This is a genomic window from Mycolicibacterium arabiense (genome assembly GCF_010731815.2).
GTDB lineage: Bacteria > Actinomycetota > Actinomycetes > Mycobacteriales > Mycobacteriaceae > Mycobacterium > Mycobacterium arabiense.
This window is the reverse complement of record NZ_AP022592.1, coordinates 1-19,419: the sequence shown is the minus strand read 5'-3', so window position 1 is coordinate 19,419 and position 19,419 is coordinate 1. Positions and strand designations below refer to the sequence as shown.

Below are 19,419 nucleotides of genomic sequence, written 5' to 3'. Positions count from 1 at the left end.
AATGTCCTTTCACCATGTGCCTACAACGACAAGCGGCGCCCACCGCGATAGGTAGCCGTTGCGATAGCCGGGGTGCGACATCCAGCGCTGGGTCGCCCGTTGAAGTGCCTGCGGCATCGGTTGCGCCTGAGCGTAATCGAGGAACATGTTGACGAAACGGGAACTGGCAGCGTCGTCGAGCAGCTCCGAAACTGTGGCGGCGATCCTGCGGCTGTTCCGCGCTAACGCGAGGGTGGCGATCGACAACGGGTCACCCCACCCTTGCCCCGGGGAATGTGCCCCCCAGCACGCGATCAATGCCAGGGCCGGTGGTGGCTCGGCACGCATCAAGTCGGCGGGAGTCAGCGCGACGTGTTCGTCAAGTTCCAGACAATGCATCAGATCTCCCACTGGCCGACCGTGGGAGAGCACGACAACGAGATCGTGTTCGGCGTGCAGGATCGCCGATCGGCAATCGGCGGCAGTCGTCAACGCTCGGGTCGATCCAGCCCGCCCGGCGTAGACATTGAGGCGGTGTTGACTGACCAGTGGACTGCGCCAATGTGCCGTGGTCGGTCCAGCGGGATCGCGAAGCCCGCCGCAGCTGTGGGCCACGGCCGTCAAGGAGGGGGCGACCGACAGCGGGTTGCGCTCGCCGAGGTATTCCGAAACCGAAACCGGAACCGCGGTCCACGGCACAGCCCACAGCTGGCCCGCGGGCACAATCACTAAGGGCACATCGCGTTCGACCAATTCGAGCGCCTCGTTTGGCATGAGCGCGCTGAGCGCGGCGACGTCGTTAGGGAGAGCATCGAGCGGCAGCCCCGCCGAATGCAGCGAACCGACCAGCTCAGTGACGGTATTTGAAAGGTCGGTCAGCCCGATATGCACCAAGCCAGCTTGCGGTGGCCTGAGGAACCAGGCGAGGGCTTCGAGCTTGTGCAAGACGACGACGAGTAATACGTATGCCTCGCCCGTCTCGACGCGAGTCCATAGTTCATCCACATGGTTGGGATCGAACGGCGTATACAAGCCTGCAAGAGATTCGTCGAACTCGTCTCGGCGAGTGCCGGTCGCGTCTCGCCGCAGACCGACGTCGTTAAGCGTGCGCGTGAGCAATCGCCTGCGATTGACCGGAGATTCGGCCTCTAACACGAGTCGCCCCAACCCTTGCGGCCCGTAGAAACCCTCTGGAATGTTGGCAATCAGGCCCGCAAGGCGACGGCCCGCAATTGACTCGAACACCGCGACGAACGCGGCAGGGTCGCCTGCCATCACCGCTGCACGTAAGGCCATCTCATGGGCGGTGCTGAATCTCGCGAAGTACTCTCCCTGCTGCGCATGGGCGGCCTGCGACGCACGGGCAGTCTCGACATGTCCGACCGCGGCGAGTCGGTGGCGCAATCCCTGCTTGATGTCGCCCAACTCCTCATAGCATCGCGCCAGTCCGGACTCGGCGCTGGCCGCGCTTGTGAGGTCGTTGATTTCTCGGTACAACTCAGCCGCGTCGGTGTAGTGCGGAATCGCCGAACGCCAGGTTTTGGCGTTAGCCGCGCACCGAGCCAACCCATGTATCGCATGCGCCCTTCCTCGCGGATAGTTGGGCCCGGCGGTCGACAGCGCAGTCGTGTGGGCAGCGACCGCCGCTTCGCGATCACCATCGGCGAGGTGCGCTTCCCCGAGCCCATCCCAGGCATTGGTCAGCGCGACAGGAAGTCCGGCCGCAGCATCGACAGCCTGTCGATACCAACCTTTGGCGTCCTCCAGCCATCCGCGACGGCGACACGTCTCGCCTAACTGCACTGTCGCATTGGCGATACCTTCGCGTGATCCGAGCGCCTCGTACATTGAGAGCGCGTTCAGCAGCGCTTTGAAAGCTTTGACGGGTTCGTTGAGGAGATGGTGCGCTTCTCCGAGACCGGCCGACGCGTTTGCGCGGTCCAATCTCCAGTCATGTTGGCGAGCAAGCTCTTCTGCGGCGAGAAATTCTTCGCGAGCGCTTTCGGCGCTGCCGACTCGTAGATGCAGATACCCAAGCGGTATCGCTGCGCGCACTTGCCCATACTGGTATCCGCATTCGCGCGCGTCGTTCAGGGCCGCAGCATAATGGCGCAGCGCCGGCGAGATGCGCTCGTCTTGGCGGTCGACGTCACCCATCCCGATCCGAGCGTCGATAGCCGGCAAGGGATGTCGCTGCCGATCATGAGAATCGATCACCTCCGCGAACGAATCCCGAGCTGAGGTCGAGTCGCCGGACTGCAGCGCGCGTTCAGCACGGTCAAAGATATTCAACTCGGTTCGCCACTGCTCCTCGGTGATGTCGAATAGAGCGCTCGGCGCGCCCACGGTGCTACCGCCGACAAGCAGCTCATAGCGGCATCGCAGCGCTAAGGCCCCGGTACCCGCAGCTGCGCGGCGATACGCGGTGTTTCGGCGGCGTCGGCTGTCCTCCACAGGTGATAGATAGAGGGAGCGGCTGGTTCGGGCCCTACGGCCGCCGGAGACCCTGAATCGTCCTGGTTCACCGTCAGTTTCACCGCAAGTTTATCGACGGAGCCGATTGCATAATCGGACCGAGGCCAAGAGATTCGATCCTACTGGCGGTCTTCACCTTGGAAGGCTGGTGACCGAGAAGTGCGTCGACGGCATCATCGACGGTATCGACGATGGCAATCATCGAGTCGAACTCTCCCCCCTTTGACGATCTCCCCAAAATGGTGCTGCGAGCGTAGCGTCAAAAATTGGATCAGCAAACGCGAATCGGCGATTGATATGACCCGCATGCGATCGCAGCCACGGTAGTACTCGCGTAGCTACCCACCCCATTGCGTCGAGTCTCCTCAAACCGAGGCGAAGTCAAACGATCGGTGGGTCGTTAAACACTGCCAGGACGGACTCCTATCGGCGATCTCGGACGACCTGCGGACCTGCATTCGACCAACTCGGCACTGATCGGCGACTCGTCGGGTCATCCTGACGGTACGTAGCCTGCGGCCGAGGTGCGCAGCTGCCAGATCTGAGCTGGACAGAGTATGGCGACCGCGTAGGACACGACGTAGTTGGCCGCTTGCTCGTCGTTGGGGAAGACCTCGCGCTCACGTTGCCCATGACCACCGGGGATGGAACGCCCCGGCCGAGCTTGTCGCAGATACCCCAGCCATATCCGAGTGCGTCGTTGTTCGGGAAGTTGAAGTGCCTGCGCACCATCACGTTGTAGACGTACTCCACCTCAGATGCCCTGGCTGGGCTGTACCCGGCGTTCGACCACGGTCTTGGACGAGGTCGGGTCCCGGGTCGCTCCTGCGTTACCGGTGTCTCAAAGATGTTGTCCAACAATCGGACACACATCAACGGAACCTACTACTAGGTCATCATCATTCACCTAGTTCAGAAATGTCTGCTCGTTGCGGAACGCCACCGCGTCGAGGCGAGCGGTGAATCGTTCGGTCTCGACCCGGATTCGTCCGTTGCGCTGGGTGATGCGGACATCGGGCTCGACCGACCGAGGACCTGCGCCCACGCTGATGCTGACCAGTGCGCCGGGGTAGGGATTGGCCGACCCGTTGTGCACCACCACCGTTGGTGGGCGTGGCGGTTGGGCGCGCAGATCGGTGGTGTTCCAGATCCGCGAGGACGCTGCGGCCATGGTCCAGCGGCGGCGGGGGTCGTACGCCGCGACGAACTCGCCGCTGGCCGAGGCTCGGCGGATGAGCTGGCGGACCGCCAGGTCGTCGTCGGAGTCGATGACGATGCGGGTGGGGCCGGCCGGGTCGCGCAACGGCATGAGCATGAACGCGTCGTCGACCTTGCCGAGCATCACCCCGGACGAGCCGATGGCCACGGCGGTGTCCAGGTCAGCGGTCAACGTTCGTGTCGGCATGTCCTTGATGCGGTCAGCGCCGGGCAGCAGCGCGGACAGCGCCCACCATTGCCGACCGTTGTAGCGGTTGAGGATGACCGCCGGAGGCGCCAGCAGCGGTTGAGCGGTGGTGAACCGCACCGTCGCCGATACGGTGATCCCCTCGCTCGAGCGGCGCAGGTGCAGCGCCAGCAGCGTGTGCTCGGAGGAGATCGCCCACATGTCGTCGAGCCGCTCGGCAGTCAGGTCCTCGGCGCTGAGGTAGTAACTGGTGACGTGATTCCCGCGGTGGGTGAGGTCCTTCCACCCTTCCCGGTAGGTGCTCTCGATGTCTTCCTTGCTGCCACCGTGCATGTCCAGGACCGCCTGGCGCATGTCGGCAGCCGTCATCGGCTCTGCGCGGCAGCCACTCTGGCGAAGCGCGCGTGATGCGCCGGGTTACTGCCGCGACCGCGGCCGCGGTGTCGGTGCGCCACATCAGCCCGGCGGTGGTGTCGGGTGAGCGGGTGTCCATGCGGATCACCAGCATGGTGCTGCGTTGTCCGGCCGCGGGTCGGTCAGCCAGGAGCTGGGCGTAGAACTGGCCGTAGCTGTCGCCGGAGGTGCGGCGGCCCTGGGCGATCACGTCGACGTCCACACCGAGCCCGAAGCGCTGCATCTGCTCGGCGATCACGCTCAGCGGCAGAGTGTTTGGAGTCTCCGCGCCCTGCGGTCGCAACAGGGTGGGTATGTAGGGCCGCCCCCACACATGGACCATCGTCACCGTCGTGTGCTCGTCGACGCGCACACCCAGGGGCTTCCCGTCGCTGTCGACGTCGACGAACTCTGCGGCCTCGACGCGGTGCTCCTTGTGGCGCAGACGCCCGATGGCCCGCTTGAGCCACTGCCACGGCGTCAGCCGCGACACTGTCACCACGAACAGCAGCAGACCCACGACAGCACCGCCGGCCGCGCCCGCCCACCACGGCCCGTCGAAGGCGACGGCGATCGCGGTGCCCAGCACTGCCAGGACTTCGGTGGGCAGCGCGGCGCCAAGGTCGGCTCGCGCACTCCATGTGCGTTCCTTCATCGCTGATGCTTCCTTCGCCAGACAGTCGTCCCCCCACAACACCGCGCCAACCACGACCATCCCGGCCCCGATTTGAGCGGCCAGCATGCGAGCAGGCCGGGGATCCGGTGGCGGTGGCGGTGGCGGTACGTGCAAGGGCGCCTCGGTGGGCACCGGCGCCTTGGCCGGTGGGGGGTGGAACGTCCCACGTCAGCGCCGCGAGCGGGTCGACCACGCCGTAACCGATCACGTTGTCCCGTCCGCCGGCGGGAGCGTGTGCGGTGGCGGTGAGCCGGTGGATGACCTCGGTGGCGGGCATCTGCGGAAACTTCGCGCGCACCAGGGCTGCGACACCAGAGACGTAGGCGGCTGAGAAGGACGATCCGATGAGGGGCTTGAACTTGTCCTCGTCGATCGAGGCGTTGATGACGTTGCCCGAGGTCGACAGACCCACGACGTCGGATCCGGGTGCGGCCAGATCCACCCACGGCCCATGCAGCGACGCGGCCTGACTCATCAAGGGGGCACCGAAGTTGTCGGTGGCCGAGACGGCGACCACGTAGTCGTCGAACCAGGCTGGCGAGGCAATGGTGACCACGTCGTCCCATCCCGACGCTCCGGTCGCCGGTGGCGGGTTCTGCGTGCAGCCCTGGGTGCCAGCATTGCCAGCTGCGGCAACGATCACCACGTCGCGATCAACGGCGGCGTAGCGCAGCGCAGCGCCCAGCACCGCCTGATCGGCTGGTTTGGTCACCGGAATGCACGACACCAGCGAAATGTTGATGACCCGCGCGCCGAGGTTGGCGGCATGCACGATCGCCCGTGCCAGCGTGTTGATGTCACCGGTCCTGCGCGCCTGCTCCTGGTCCTGATCGAGCCGAGGGTCCTTTAACCCGTAATTCTGCGAACTCTGGCGGATCCCCAAAATCACCGCATCCGGTGCGATCCCGATCAAACCATCCGGGCCACCGGTGGGAGGCGGCACCTGTGGCAGCGGGAGTTGCGGTGCCTGCGGGACCTGCGGCCCGGGCCCCCACGCCGGCGGCGGCCCGGGCGGCGGCGGTGGCGGCGGCTCGGTGGTTGTCTTGGTGACGGTGATCGTGGGAGGTGGAGGCGGCGGCGGGATCGGTTGCGGCGCAGGCGCGGCCGGCGGCGGCGGTGCGACTTGAGCGCCTGCCGGGCGGACCGGCAGCCGCGCCCCTGAGGGTGCGCTGCCGATCAACGACGCGACGAGGGTGCCGTGACCGTCGCAGTCAGCCAGCCCGTCGCCGTACTGACCCATCACGTAATCGCCGCCTGCCACGAGGTGGGGGCGCGGGGACGGTGCGACCCCGGTGTCGATCACGGCGACGACGACCCCCGCTCCGGTCGACTCCTGCCACGCCGCGGGCATGTCCAGCAGCGCCAGCGCCGGGGAAGCTCACGCAGATCGCTGCCCGGGTGACGCCGGTCAGCGTGCAGGCTCGGGTCTGTCTCATCGGCTGATCGGGGGCGGGTGCGGGGTCGGCTGGGACCACCGGTGGTGTGATCGCCCAGCTCGCCCCCACGCTGGTGGCGGCGAGCAGGGCGACAGTGCCCGCCAGACCGGCACCGGCCCGCATCCGTGCACCAAGGGGCGTGCCGGTCATATCCCGTGCCTGACGGCGTTGCGGATCACCGGGTACAGGTTGAGCAGCCACAACGCCCACGGCAGCAGCGCGAGCAGCAGCACGTACTCGATGATCTCCACGAAACGTCGCATCGGAGCGGTGTATTCGCGGAAGGGCACAACCAGCGCCGTGACCAAACCCATGACCGCGATGCCGAGGGTGACCCCGACGCAGACCAGCGCGACCTTGAGGCTGGTGGCATCACTGGCGGCGTAACGTCCGATTGCCACCGCGGCTGCTCCTACACCAGCAATCATCAGCGTGACCGACTGGTAGCGGTCGACGAAGGACCGCGATCGCAGCACCAGGATCACGCAGACCGCGCCGACGAACGCGGTGTAGCGCCATCCGCCCGGCTGGCCGGGGACCACCGCGTAACGCGCGGCCACCAGAGTCACCACGGCCAGGCCGATCATCATTCCGGTCATGGTGTTGTTGCCGCGCATCACCCATGCCCGCACCTGCTCGGCGGTGGCCACCCCGGTCGGCCCGACTGGTGACACCGTGTCGGCGGGCTGACCGGGCAGTCGCTCGAACACTCCGCGGTTGGTGACGGACGGAAACAGTGGTGTCGGCACGCCCGATGCCGCGACGGCCGTGGTCGTGGCCCAGGTGACGGCCACGATAACCCCGATCAAGGCGATGACCGCGACGCGCTCTGGACGGACCTCCCAGGTGGAGGCGGCCACCACGGCGGCAGCGAAGGCGAACACGCTCACGGTCAGCATCGCGGCGATGGCCACGATGTGGCGCCCCCACACCGTCGCAAGCACGATGACGCCGACGATGACCGCGACAAGCGCTGCGGCCACATGCCAGAGCCCCGGTGTTCCCGGCAGCGACATCGCCGCTGCGGCGGCGGCGGGGATGAGGGCGATCCAGGACAGCGCGTGACCCGTTGCGCGGCGCTCCCGGCCAGCAACCGTGTCCGCGTTGGCCTTGCTCAGCCCGCGGGCGGCCGCGAGCAGCGCCAACAAAAGTGCCGAGGCCGAGGCCGCGCCGATCCAGCCGTAGTGAGCGTCCGTGCCGCCGATGCTCCACCACCAGTTCACCAGGATGAGGCAGGCCCACCCCACGATCCCTGCGGTGAGCCAGCCCACGACCTTGCGGCCGACGTCGGGGTCAGGGTGCCAGCAGCTGATTGGCCGCGCGAGCGATGGCGGTCGAGACCATTTCGGTGACAGGTTCGTAGGTTTCGGCCGAGGCCGCCGGCAACAACCACAGCTGCTCACCGTCGAGGACGCCGCACTCGTCGAGCGTCTTCTGCGGGTCCAGTGGTTGTGCGTCAGCGCGGCACAACCGGTAGCTCCGCTCGGGGTCCAGCATCGTGCGGCCCCGTTCGCGGAGTACCTCGTTGACCCGCGCCACCAGATCCTCGGTGACGGCGATCAGCGCCACCCCAGCGGGCAGCGAGTAGTCGATCTCGAAGTCCTCCCCCACCAGAAGCGCCACCCGGCACAATGCCGGGGCGGTGGGCTCGGCCGGCTCACCGGCGGTCCTCGCTGGCGTTGAAACCGGACGCCACCTGGGCCGTGATCTCCAAGAACCGTCGCCGAGTCTCTGGACGCAGCTCGTTGAGCTTGATCACCCCGGCCGAGGCGATGTGAGGATCAAACGGCACCACGAACACCCGCTGCTGGCCGACCCACCGGGAGAACTTCTCCACCAACGAGTCGACCAACTTGCGGTGAGACTTTCCGCTCTCCCCCCGCACGTCGTTGATGACGACCACGGTGCGCTGAAGCAGGCGGTGATAGCCAGCCTCATACGCCCAGTCCATCAGCTCGGCAGCACCTTTGGCGCCGTCAGGAGCCGTCGACGCCACCATGATCAGCGCGTCCGCCCGGCTCATCAAGCCGGGAATCACCTGGTGGTCGACGTCGGTGCCCGAGTCGCTGATCAGCACACTGTAGAAGCGCTGCAGCCGGTCGTGGGTGTCGAGATAGGTTCGCGCCGTCAATGGCTGGCGATCGCTTTGATGCCGGTTGCCGAGGACGTCCAGACCTGCGGGGTCGTTCTGTCCGACATGAGAGCGAATATCGCTGTACCGCTGCAGATTCGGATCCAACAGCACGTCTCTGTAGGAGTTCGTCGCGCTGGGGTCGATTCGGTCGGCCAAGTTCGATGCACGGTCGGGGTTGGCGTCGATGGCGATGGTCTTGTCCTTGCGCAGCGAGGCAAATGTCGACCCCACTGCCGCGGTGGTGGTGGTCTTACCCACGCCTCCCTTGCCGCCCAGGACGACGATCGAGTACGTGCCGCGCAGATGGCCGGCGACCGTGGCGTCGAGGTTGCGCAGCAACTGTTCGTCTGGCGACTCGCCGGTGTTGATGAGCTTGAACGTGCCGTAGTAGAGCCATTTTCGCCACCCTCGCGACGACGGGATCTTCCGAGGGACATTGTTCTCCGAGGCCGAGATCTGCTCGCTACGCAGTTCCGCGCAACCAGTTCCCCCACTCTGGGACCAGTCCCATTCCGGCGGACGCGGTCCGCTGGCGTTCGGTTCTGCAGGCGGCAGTTCCGGCCCCCGCCCGGTCCAGCCCGCCGGCGGCTGGCTGTCGTTGTCCTGCGCTGGGGCGCGGCGGACCGCCTTGGCCGGGCCGACCCGCAGACGGAGGCGGTGTTGCATTGCGGGGCAGCGCCTCTCGCAGCATGTCTCGCGACAAGAATTGGGTGCGCTCCTCCGGAGGGACTGGGCGCGGCTCGGGCCGCGCCGCCGGTGCCTCCTGCGAGTCCGCGCTCCCTGTGGGAGGCGACTGTTGTCCGCTGGGCCGGGACTGCTCCCACGGCGGCGGCGGTGCTGGCGCGCGACCCTGGTCGGTCGGACCGCGAGGCGGCCACGCTGGTTCCGCTGTCTCGCGCAACCGCTCCGCTGAGTGCGGGAAGCTCTGTGGTGGGCCGACCGGCTCGCTCACCGACTGCGGGAAGCTCTGTGGTGGGCCGACCGGCTCCCTCGTCGGGAGTGGAAGGTTCTGCGGCGTGAAGTCCTGCGGAGGTGTGAAGTTCTGTGCCGCGGATTCTTTGGGCTGCTGGGCACGATCGGAGGGTGAGGCATCGGCCACACCGTGGGCCTCTATGGGTGCCCCTGGCTGCGGGTCAAATCCTGCCTGCTGCCCGGGCTGGCCCCAGTCGGCCGCCCCCGCCGGCTGACCCCATGCATCACCGGCCGCGCCGTTCGGAGGGTCGATGTGGTGCCTGCCGCTGGCCGGGTCGTCCTGCGACTCATCTCCAGCAAGCCCTGGCGGCGGATCGGTCGGTGCTGCTGGCCGCGCTTCACCACCCGGCCTTGCAGTCTTCGGTACAACCATCGTCGGGTCGTCGTCTTCGTCGTCTCCGGCGTTGTTCAGTGCGTCGAAGAATCGTTGATCTCTGGACTCGGTCATTTAGCCCCGCCCTCCTGCCGACTTCCACCGGGGAGCAATTGAAGGCTCCTCGAATCGGTGAATATCTGTGTCGCACAGAGGCTATCAATCTCAGAATTCAGGCGTCCACGACGTTAGGCACATTAGCGTGCGTGAAATGTCTGATTTCTTTGGTGCCGCTCCCAGCCCGTGCCGCTGGGCAGAGCCTGCAGGACGTCACTGACGGCGCGTCCGACGCGCGCCGCGGTGCCGGGGAACAGCATCGTCCAGCGCTGCTGATCGTCACCGGTGCTGGAGGAGACGACCACTCGCCCCATCAGGGAGTCGACAACCATCGCTCCGGTGGCCGCAAACTCCGGGCCATCGAGTGAATACTGGGTGGCGCCGATGGCGGCTCGTACCGCGCCGGTGTCGGAGACTGCGACGACGACGCGAGCTTGGCGGGCGGTCAGCCCCAACTTCAGCAGCTCGCCGATCACGTCGTAGCCCTGGGGGTCGGATTGCCAGCTCCCCAGCACCGGCTCCAGGCGTTGAGCCTCGATGTTGATGCCCTCGAAGTCGGCCGGAAGTTCCTCGCCGAGTAGGTCGTTGACGGCCTGGATCAGCGTCGTTTCGCCCTCCAGAGGGCTGATGGTCACCTCGTCGACGAGCTCCTCGCCGGTCTGCCAGACGCGCGCTGCGACAACCCATTTGCCGTCTCGGCGGCACAGGACCGCTGTGCGATCGGCTGCTTGGTGTGCGCGCCATTCGCGTAGCGCGGCGGCAGCGGCGAGTGGCTCTTTGAGCGGATCCGCCGGCGGTTGAAAGATTTCGGGGGGGCCGGTGAGGCGCTCGGCGCGCTCAACCGGTCGGGTCACCCTGATCGACACGTCGATGTCGCAGCGGCCCAGGGTGAGAAGCCATTCCTGTACGTCGGGATCTAGTGTGCGCCCCTGGCACACCCCCGCTTCCTCGAGAACGGGTAGGCCCGGATGGGAGGCCAGCATGGCTTCGGTGTCGCCCACGGGTCGGACCCGCAGTGCTGCGGGAAGTCTGGTGACCCCAGAGAGCGCAGCTGTCAGCCACAGTCCTTCGGAGTTGGTCGACAGCTGCGCTCCCATGGGTCAGTCCCTACTCAGATGCCGACGAAGCGGGCGGCGTTCGCTGCGTCGCCGACCGACGTATTGCTCGACGCCCCGCCGGTCGCGTGACCGTGCCGGTTGATGGTCTCGAAGACCTGCTCGTAGGCCTGGACGATGGAGCGCTGGGCCTCGGCGTAGGCGTTGGCGCCCTTGTCGGTCCAGAAGTCCTGGGTCTGAGCAAGCGTGTTGAGCGCCTGGTCCTTGAGGCCGTTCAGATGGGCGACCAACCCGGCTTGCGCAGCCACGTGGTCAGCCATCTTCGCGTGGTCGTACCGCATACCCTCCATGGGGATCTCCTTTTGAAATTCGTTGTCGGTGGGTGGGTTACGCCTGGGTGGCGACGCTGGACAGCTGGGCCTGGTTCTCGGCCTCGACGCGGTCGTACTCATTGGCGCCGATCTGCATGGCCTGGATCACCTGATCGAATCGCGCCGACACGTTGCGGCCGGTGGTGGCGACTTCTTCGGTGGTCTTCATCGAGGCCACCGAGGCGACACCGACGAATGCGCTACCGCCGAGGTCCTGGTTCATCGTGACGTAGCGACCCAGCGCATTAAGCGTCTGGTTCTTGATTTCGTCCAGGCTGCTTGCCGCGTTGCGCAGCTTGGTTGAGTCGGTCTGGAACATGTCCACTTCCTTTCGTTTCCCGCGTGGGATGTGTGCGAGTTGTTGTCGTCATGTGTTGCGCCGGTTGCCGGCGAGCCGATCACCCTCCCCCCGTCGGTGTAGACCACACCATTGGCGGTCAGGATGGGGATCGCCTCAGCGTCGTCGAGGACCACCGACAGCGAGGTGTCGTCCTCGCTGCGGCCTGCGCCCTGGTCGCGGCGCTGTCCGGCCTGGGCCGCGCCCATTGGCATCATCCCCGGGCATTCCAGAGCCCATGGGTGCACCAGATCCCATGGCCGGCATACCCTCTCGCGCTGCTGCTGTCGGCTTGTTCTGCCCGGTAGCCCCGGAGCCGTCCGCCGCTGAGGCCGGGCCCCACCAGGCCGAGGGCATGCCGATGGTGCCGCTACTCATGCCGGTGCCAGCGGGTTTGGTCAGCGCCGCCGATACCGGTCCACCGCCAGCGCCGAACCCTCCGTTGACCCCACTCATCGACGAAGCCAGGTTGGCGCCGGGCGAGCTGGCCGACAGGCCGCCACCGGGCCCGCCACCCATGCCGCCCATCGATCCCATCAAGCCGCTGAGCTGGCCACCCATTTGCAGGGGTGCTTGCGCGAGCTGGGACAGAGGTTGGGTCATGCCCTGGGCCATCTGGGGCAGCGAGCTGGCCATGCCCATCATCGACTGGCTAGACCCGAGCAGCTCGCTCCCGCCGGGCTGACCCAGCTGCGGGGCACCCGTGGTGCCGACATCGCCACCCGACTGTGCTCCCGATTGTCCCGTTCCGGCGCTGGTGGCCGCCGACAGTGCCGCCGGAGCTGCCGAGGAGACGGCCTGACCGGCGGCCTGCAGCGGGGCGCTGAGCCCTTGCATGGATGCTTGTACGCCTGACTGAACCCCTTGAGCGCCCATGCTGGCCATCCCAGCGGCCAGAGCCGCGGGATTCCCCGCCGTCGCCATCGGTGGCCGCAACGGGACGCTGAGCCCGGAGGCGATCCCCGCCGCCGCGGTGGCGTAGCCGGTCATGGCCGTCGCATTCTGGGCCCAGTACTCGCCGTACTCGACGTCCGCTTCGACGATGGCCGGCGTGTTCTGCCCGATGATGTTGGTGGCCTGCAGCGTCGCCTCGCGGATGCGGTTCGCGACGACCACCGGGTACGGGATGGTCGCGGCGACCGCGCAAGAGTGAGCCGCCGCGGCCTCGCCGATCAGCGCGCCCGCCTTCGCTGCGTGAGCACCGGCCTCGATCTGCCACTCCGACTTTGGTACAGCCGCCGCCGTCATGGAAGTACCGCCCTGGCCCCACCAGCTGTTGGCGGCAGTGGAGGCGGCCGTGGTCATCATTTGCGCACCTTGCTGCATGTGCGTGATCCCGGCGGCCTGATAGCCAGTCAGAACAGGTGCCATCGCCGCGGCCCCGGGCCCGGTGGTCAGCCGAATCGCATTGACCTCCGGGGTCAGTCCCCAATATTGGACCGGCATGTTCTCAGAGCAGCAGCGAGGCTTGGTTGACCGCCTCGGTCGCGGTGGACATCACCCCGGAGATCGCGACGTCGCTGGCGAACATCGCTCGATCCGCGACGTTGACTCCGGTCTGGGCGAGGAACTGCGCGTTGTGCGCCTGGATGGCGGTCGTCAGGAGGGCCGACACCTCCTCACTTCCCATCGGGACGACTGCGGTCATGGCCGGCGCGGAACCGGTGAGAACACCGGCGGTTGTCGCTGTCCCGGTAGCTTCAGCTACGGATTGAGCAGCAACCCCGACCGGATCGACGAAAAGGTCACGATGAGCCCCCTAAGGACCTTGGAACTTGATAAGCCGAGACTAGAGCGGATCGCCAAGGGCTGCCACCAGCGCAGCCACATTGGCATTCAACAACTTTGGTATTCGCCGGCTGTCCGCTCTTAGTGCGGACTTTTCGTCACTTTGTCATTATCCCCGCTACTGGCCCATGGTCTCGACACTTGTTTTAGCGGGTGCGTGCCGCGAGCTGCGCTGCCGATTCCGCAAGCTCGCCAATCACGCTTAGGCGCCTACTGAGCGTCTCCGCGGCCGCCGCCCCGGCGTGGGCTTCCAGCGAGATTTGCGAAAGCTGTTCCACGAGGACCTTCGTGGTCCCGCTCATCGGATACTCGGTATCTGAGCGCAGCTTCGGATCGGCGCCGTCGAGGACTGTCCCGAAGCTGCCTGCAGTCCAGCCGAGCGCGGTTTCTATGCGGGCGCGCGTGACTTCCCGGGGACCTTTCCGCGGTTGATTAGGTCGGTGATGGTGGAGCGCCCCACTCTGGCGACCTTGGCCAGGTCCATCTTGGACAAGCCCAAATCCAGTCTTGCTGCGTCCACGACCTCTCCGAGCCGTTGTCCCGGATCACTCAAGGGCAGGACCTTTGCGATTTGGGCGGGTGCAGAGAGCCGGTCGGTGACGTAGATGCCGCGACCTACCGGCTGCCTGGCTGCGCGCACGCCTCTGATGGCTCGCCCATGCGCGCGCGCCGTCCAAGACGACGGTCGGTGCGGTCTGTGCGATGAGTCGGCCGGCAAGCGGGGACGACATGGCCGGTCCCCACGGGAAGCGCCGTCCGACGATAAGGTGCAGCCCGACCTCGCGTGCGCGGTCGATGTACTTGGTCAATCCCTCCACCGCGGGGCCCTTCCCATCGGCGCGGAACATGTTGGCACCAGCGCTCCATCCCGCCACGATCTGCTCGTCGTCGACGAGGACGAAGATCTCCGGTCCCGACCACGACCGCGTGGCCTGGGCGAGTTCTTCCTGCCCGGCTCGGCCGCGGGGCATTCGCGGAGCTAGCAGCGCGTCGATGTGTCGGGTCATCGCCCGCACATCGTCCTCGTAGTAGGTGTAGCCCTCGGATTCCACCCCGTCTTCGCCGATGTAGCGCCCAAGGTGTTCGCCCTGAACGACTCTGACTAAGGAGTTGCCGGGGTCGACGACATAGATCTGGGCCTCCTCAGGCCGGTAGCACCGCATGATCGATCGTGCGACCGCTGCCAGCGAGTTGGAGAGGCCGCACTCGGGATTGCCGATGAACAGCAGATGTGGTGACCGATTGAAGTCGGCTTCCGCCGCCACCAGGCCTACCTCGGAGATGCCGAACGGGACCAGTCCCGGGCGCGCGTCGCGTTGGGCGGCGAACACCTGCTCGAGACCTACCGTGCTGGGCAGCATCCTGACCCGTGCGACCTGCTCGATGCCGGTCATTTCGGTGATGACCGCAGCGGCTTCGCGGGGGCCTATCGTCCGGCCGTCCGGTGCGGACAAGACGGGCAATGCGGCCTGAAAGTGGTAGCCCGCCATCGACGTACCGCGACCGCTGATGGTCTCGGTCACGGTTTCGGCGTTCTCGTCGTTGGGATCGGCGATCAGCTCACGCTTACCGAAGGGAACCTTCTTGGCGACATCGCGATTGTTCTTCGACGGATCGTCTTGACTGCCCAGCGACAGTTCAACATTGAGGGTGAACGAGTTCGACATCCAGGACGGGAATCCGCCGGCGATCCAGCCAGCCGCGGCGACGATGGCGCGCACGCCCAAGCTGTTGCCGCGCTCCATGATCACACCAAGCTCGGACATCATGTCCTCACCGAAAGTCGTCCGGAACTGCTGCCACCCGTCGATGACGAGAAACACCTCACCGAACGCGTCATCCGGTACCGGGCCGGCCTCCCCGCCGAACTTGCGGGCGCGGAAGCTCTCGATGGTCAATCCAAGTCGACTGAACGCCTCCTCGCGCTCCTCGACCAGTAACTTCATCTCCGCGATCGTGCGCTGCACCCGCTCCCGGTCCCCCGCCCGAGCGAACGAGCTGACGTGGGGCAGGGCCTCGACGTCGTTGAGAAGCGGACCGCCCATGGCGATCACCACGAACTGGACGCGCTTCGGGTGATACATCATCGCGGCGCCGGTAATGATCGTCGTCAACGCGGTGGTCTTACCGGAACTCTGCTGGCCGATGACTGCGCAATTGCCCGAGGAGAAATCCAGGGAGTACACCCGCTGGGCGTGCTGGAAGGGTCGGTCCTCCATCCCGATGGGGAACTGCAGACCCGCAGTGTGTCCGTAGTCCTGGTACCAGGGCTTGCGCCGCAGACGACGCACCAGCTCCCCGACCGGGACCGGCTCAAGCGGCGGAAGCCACATCTGGTGAACAGGCACTCTGGTCTGCTCGCGGAGCGACTTAATGGAGGCCTCGATCTCGCGGATCGGCTGACCGTCCGCGCCGAGCACGGTGTCGGTCGATTCCACCGGGGCAGCCGCGAGCTTGGGTGCGGTGGGAATCGCTGCCATCGGTGCGGCGGTGAACACCTCCGGCGCCATGTATCCCGCCTGGGTGCGCACCGCTTCGGCGACCACCCGTCGCGGCGGGTGGTAAACCTTGCGGGCGAACGCGGACTGGAAGCGCACCAGCCGATCGCGACCCTGCACGCGCAACAGACCTGCGCCCGCGGGCTTTTCGGGAAGGTGCTTGGCCTCGTCGGTTCCGATGATGGCCATCGACTCACCCGCGTCCAGAGTCCGCAGACCCACACGGATCGGGATGTTGGCCATGATGCCCGACTGCATCTCGTGTCCGAGACGCTGGGACCCCAAGATCATCTTCACGTTCAAGGCGCGGCCCTGGCGGCCGATCTCATCGACGATCTTCTTCGAGTCGGGTGCTTCGATGAACATCTGCGTGAACTCATCGATGACGATGATGAGCACGGGCAGCGGCTCCAGGCGGTGCCCGAGATGGATGCGGCGATACTCGTACTCGGCCACCTCGCTGATCCCGGCTCGGTCGAGCAGTGACTTGCGGCGCTCCAGTTCGCCGTTGATGACGTCGCCCATGCGCTCGATCCACAGTGAATCGTCCTTCAAGTTGCCCATGGCGGCAACGACGTTCGGGAGCCCGGCTACCATGTTGGCCGTCGTCTTGCCCTTGAAGTCGAAGAACGCGAACACCAGCGTTTCCGGTGAATGAGTCAACGCGGCAGACAGGATCAGAGTCGTCAGAAACGAGGACTTGCCCGAGCCCGTCGTTCCGGCGATCACCATGTGGTGTCCCATGCCGCCCTCATGGGTCTCTTTGAAGTCGATATAGACCGGTGCTCCGTTGGGATCCACACCGATCGGGAACTGCATCCACTTGGCGCCCCACGGATTGCCCTCGAAGGGCGGACCCGACAACGTTGGCGCCCAGAGCTTCTCGACATCCAGGTTGCCTGGATCGTCGATGCCTATGATCTTGTACAGATCGGCGTCGAGGGCGTCGTCGTCGATGACGCTGCGTGATCGTTCGCCCTCGACGCGGTAGCGGGCCATCTTGCGCGCCAGCACCCGCGCGCTGGCCAGATCCATGGTGTCGGGGCGGCAAAACCACTGGCCCCGATGGATAACCTCATTCTGCGAGACCCAGAACGTATTGGTGTCTTCGAATCCGACACCGCGGCCGGGCTCATCGGAGAGAGCCACGAACGTCACCCCCGCCACGCCGCTGGCGCGGGTCATCGTTTCCCAATGCCGATCATCGCCTCGGCGACGGCGGTCGTCGATCACCAGCCAGTGCGGTGTCGTGGTGGCGCCCGTGCGGAAGGCGTCGCGGCCGTGCAACTCCGTGCCTACTGCCGCGTCCATCTGCTCCCCGGTCAACCACACCATCCGGGTGGGGCCGCCGCGGTCGCGCTGCGTCGGATGCGCGCAGTGCGGCAGCCACTTGCACCATTCCCAGCGAGCAATGTCGTCGGTGACGATCATGATCTTGAAGTCGCGGGGCGAATGAGCAACAGCCGCTTGGCAGATCATGGCGCGCGCCAGCCCGTACACCGTGTCCATGCCGTCGCGGCCGATCAGCGCCATACCAGCGGTGTGCGCAGCAGCAACGGCTTTGGTGCCTTATGCAGCTTGCTTTGGGTCTGCAGGAACGCCGACGAGGCGTCATAGGTGACCGGCTCGTAGTCCTCCCGGCGGCCCAGCTCGTTGGTCTCCAACTCCTTGACCACCTTCGAGGTGCCCCACCCCATGCGAACCTGACTGTAGAACACCTTCAACACCGGGTCATTGGGGGTGCGGCACCACATCCGCGCCGATCCCACCAACCCGGACAGCAGCGCCGGCTCCGGGTGTAGGTACTCGAACTGAGCGTGCTGAGCGCGGGCGGCATCCTGCACGACCTCACGCGTCTCATCGAGATTCATGGCGTAGTCGCGGAGCGCCTGCTCCAGCTGAGGCCCGGTCAGCTGCTTGTCACCACCGCCGCCACGATTGGTGAACATGTAGGACCCCATCGAGATAATCATCATGATGGGGAACAGCAGGGTCATCATGCCCATCGTCCCGCTGCGCAGACCGGGCTGCGAAAGCATCAGTGCCATGATGCCGAGGAAGGCAACCCCCATGACCACCGGCAGGATGATCGCGGCCTTACTTCGGGGTATCGGACGCGGAGCTTCCAGCGGTTCCGCCACTGATACCCGGCCACCCATCGTGGGCGGCACCTTCACCGCGCCTTGGCGGGGCTTGACTGTCGCCATCTGCGTTACCGTCCTTGTTCGGTGATCGGGGCCGAGCCGGCCAACGTGTCGTGCATCGTCATCGCCGCCTGCCGAGACAGTTCGGGGCCCGCAGGCCACACCTTCAGCAGTGGCCACGGCGCAAGGCGTGGCGCCTCGTTCTTGAGCCCCAGTCCCTGCAGCGCTTCATCATCGAAGGGGACGCCGTAGCGCGCCGGACTCGCTGATCAGCCACAGTGTTTCTCGGCGAGTGGAGTCAGCGCTTGCACCGGTCGTTGACACCCACGTCGCCGCACTGTTGGACAGGAGGACTTGATCGGCTAAGCGGCCCTGGTCCTCAGCCCCGACGACGAGGGCACCAGGTGGGATTCCTGCTCCGCGGTCACCGGCAGGGCGCGACCGACCACGAGACGCTGGCGGGCTTGCCGGTCCGTTGCTCCACGCTCCCATGCGACGCACAGCACGGGTCGGCGCGCCAGTCCACTACCTTGAGTGGCTCGGCGGGATAGCCCGTCACGTCGAGACTTCTCGAACCGGCACGTCACCCAAGATGTCCGGCGAGATGCGGGGCGGCTGTGAGGCACCGAACGAATCGCGTTGCCGCAGCATCGCCGCCACGACCGACGACACCGGCTGTACGCCATCGTCGAAGACGACGTAGAACTGATCGTTGCCCGAGGCGACGTCCTGGGACACCACTACCGATCCGTTGACCAAAGGCGCAGGCGTGCCCAGGTTTACCGTGGTGGGTTCACCGGCTCCCGGCACCGCGGGCACCGTTAGCGGACGCCCGGCAGGAAGGGCATCGACCATGGCCTGCGACAACTGCACCGGCGCGCCGGCATCCAAGCCCATCGGATCCGTCACCGCCCGGTCGGACAGATCCACCGGCATGCGCACGCCGTTGTTGATCACATACGCCTGCCCATTGAATGTGCCGAGCACGGCGGTATCGCTGCCGACATCGCGCGCCCGGTCCCCCATGGTCAGCTCGCCGTTGATCCCGGTGATGACGGGGCGGCCGCTCATCGACTCCGACGCGGTGTCGCACACTGCCCAGCGCGACACTTCTGGCGTCAGCACTCGAGGAGGCTCGGTGGGGGCGCCTTCGATGCCGACCAACGGACCCCGAGGCCACTTGGCGAGGTCGTCGGGGCTGACGAATGTCGGCTCTGCGGGCTCCCCGGCAATCAGCCGCGCCGATATCAAATTCAGCGCCGGATGGAGCCGACCGTCCACGGAAACGAAGATCGTGCCAAGTTTGCGGTCGGCGACGATCTTCGA

Annotated in this window: 13 protein-coding genes and 3 pseudogenes; 1 reads left to right on the top strand and 15 read right to left on the bottom strand. The window is 66.3% G+C overall.

Annotated features, from left to right (window positions below; all coding sequences use genetic code 11):
* Window positions 1-9: 9 nt before the first annotated feature.
* Complete coding sequence (locus G6N61_RS00060; protein ID WP_163916041.1) at window positions 10-2,325, bottom strand: CHAT domain-containing protein; 2,316 nt, start codon at window positions 2,323-2,325, stop codon at window positions 10-12.
* A 1,036-nt stretch (window positions 2,326-3,361) separates the two neighbouring features.
* Window positions 3,362-4,228, bottom strand: a complete 867-nt coding sequence (locus G6N61_RS30580; RefSeq protein WP_235887112.1) for a type VII secretion EccE family protein — start codon at window positions 4,226-4,228, stop codon at window positions 3,362-3,364.
* A 148-nt stretch (window positions 4,229-4,376) separates the two neighbouring features.
* Here G6N61_RS30580 and G6N61_RS30575 point away from each other — a divergent pair, with 148 nt between their 5' ends.
* Complete coding sequence (locus G6N61_RS30575) at window positions 4,377-4,913, top strand: hypothetical protein (protein ID WP_235887111.1); 537 nt, start codon at window positions 4,377-4,379, stop codon at window positions 4,911-4,913.
* A 268-nt stretch (window positions 4,914-5,181) separates the two neighbouring features.
* Here the strand turns inward: G6N61_RS30575 and G6N61_RS00050 are convergent.
* The 13 genes and pseudogenes from G6N61_RS00050 to eccB form a co-directional block, all read right to left on the bottom strand.
* Window positions 5,182-6,168: pseudogene (locus G6N61_RS00050) on the bottom strand (S8 family serine peptidase); the annotation flags it as partial.
* Window positions 6,169-6,510: 342 nt separating this feature from the next.
* Complete coding sequence (eccD, locus tag G6N61_RS00045) at window positions 6,511-7,635, bottom strand: type VII secretion integral membrane protein EccD (RefSeq protein ID WP_235887110.1); 1,125 nt, start codon at window positions 7,633-7,635, stop codon at window positions 6,511-6,513.
* A gap of 22 nt (window positions 7,636-7,657) precedes the next feature.
* Complete coding sequence (locus G6N61_RS30570) at window positions 7,658-7,987, bottom strand: EsaB/YukD family protein (protein ID WP_235887109.1); 330 nt, start codon at window positions 7,985-7,987, stop codon at window positions 7,658-7,660.
* A gap of 34 nt (window positions 7,988-8,021) precedes the next feature.
* On the bottom strand, window positions 8,022-9,164 hold the full coding sequence (locus tag G6N61_RS00040; protein WP_163916039.1) for a MinD/ParA family ATP-binding protein: 1,143 nt from the start codon (window positions 9,162-9,164) through the stop codon (window positions 8,022-8,024).
* Window positions 9,165-10,040: 876 nt separating this feature from the next.
* Window positions 10,041-10,997 (bottom strand): ESX secretion-associated protein EspG, encoded by a 957-nt coding sequence (locus tag G6N61_RS00035; RefSeq protein ID WP_163916036.1) that lies wholly within the window; start codon window positions 10,995-10,997, stop codon window positions 10,041-10,043.
* Between the two features lie 14 nt (window positions 10,998-11,011).
* Window positions 11,012-11,305, bottom strand: a complete 294-nt coding sequence (locus tag G6N61_RS00030) for a WXG100 family type VII secretion target (protein ID WP_163916034.1) — start codon at window positions 11,303-11,305, stop codon at window positions 11,012-11,014.
* A gap of 37 nt (window positions 11,306-11,342) precedes the next feature.
* Window positions 11,343-11,645: a hypothetical protein gene (locus G6N61_RS00025; protein ID WP_163916032.1), complete on the bottom strand. Its 303-nt coding sequence runs from the start codon at window positions 11,643-11,645 to the stop codon at window positions 11,343-11,345.
* 135 nt (window positions 11,646-11,780) lie between these two features.
* On the bottom strand, window positions 11,781-13,109 hold the full coding sequence (locus tag G6N61_RS00020; RefSeq protein ID WP_456152510.1) for a PPE domain-containing protein: 1,329 nt from the start codon (window positions 13,107-13,109) through the stop codon (window positions 11,781-11,783).
* Window positions 13,110-13,113: 4 nt separating this feature from the next.
* Window positions 13,114-13,392, bottom strand: a pseudogene (locus G6N61_RS00015) (hypothetical protein); the annotation flags it as partial.
* Between the two features lie 604 nt (window positions 13,393-13,996).
* The gene (gene eccCb, locus G6N61_RS00010; protein WP_235887108.1) at window positions 13,997-17,482 is read right to left on the bottom strand and encodes a type VII secretion protein EccCb; all 3,486 of its coding nucleotides are present in this window, start codon (window positions 17,480-17,482) and stop codon (window positions 13,997-13,999) included.
* Window positions 17,473-18,156 (bottom strand): hypothetical protein, encoded by a 684-nt coding sequence (locus tag G6N61_RS30565; protein ID WP_235887107.1) that lies wholly within the window; start codon window positions 18,154-18,156, stop codon window positions 17,473-17,475. Before G6N61_RS30565 ends, eccCb begins: the two co-directional genes overlap by 10 nt.
* A gap of 5 nt (window positions 18,157-18,161) precedes the next feature.
* Window positions 18,162-18,599 (bottom strand): annotated as a pseudogene (locus G6N61_RS31275) (type VII secretion protein EccB).
* A gap of 49 nt (window positions 18,600-18,648) precedes the next feature.
* Complete coding sequence (gene eccB, locus G6N61_RS31060) at window positions 18,649-19,374, bottom strand: type VII secretion protein EccB (RefSeq protein WP_268968285.1); 726 nt, start codon at window positions 19,372-19,374, stop codon at window positions 18,649-18,651.
* Window positions 19,375-19,419: the final 45 nt, after the last annotated feature.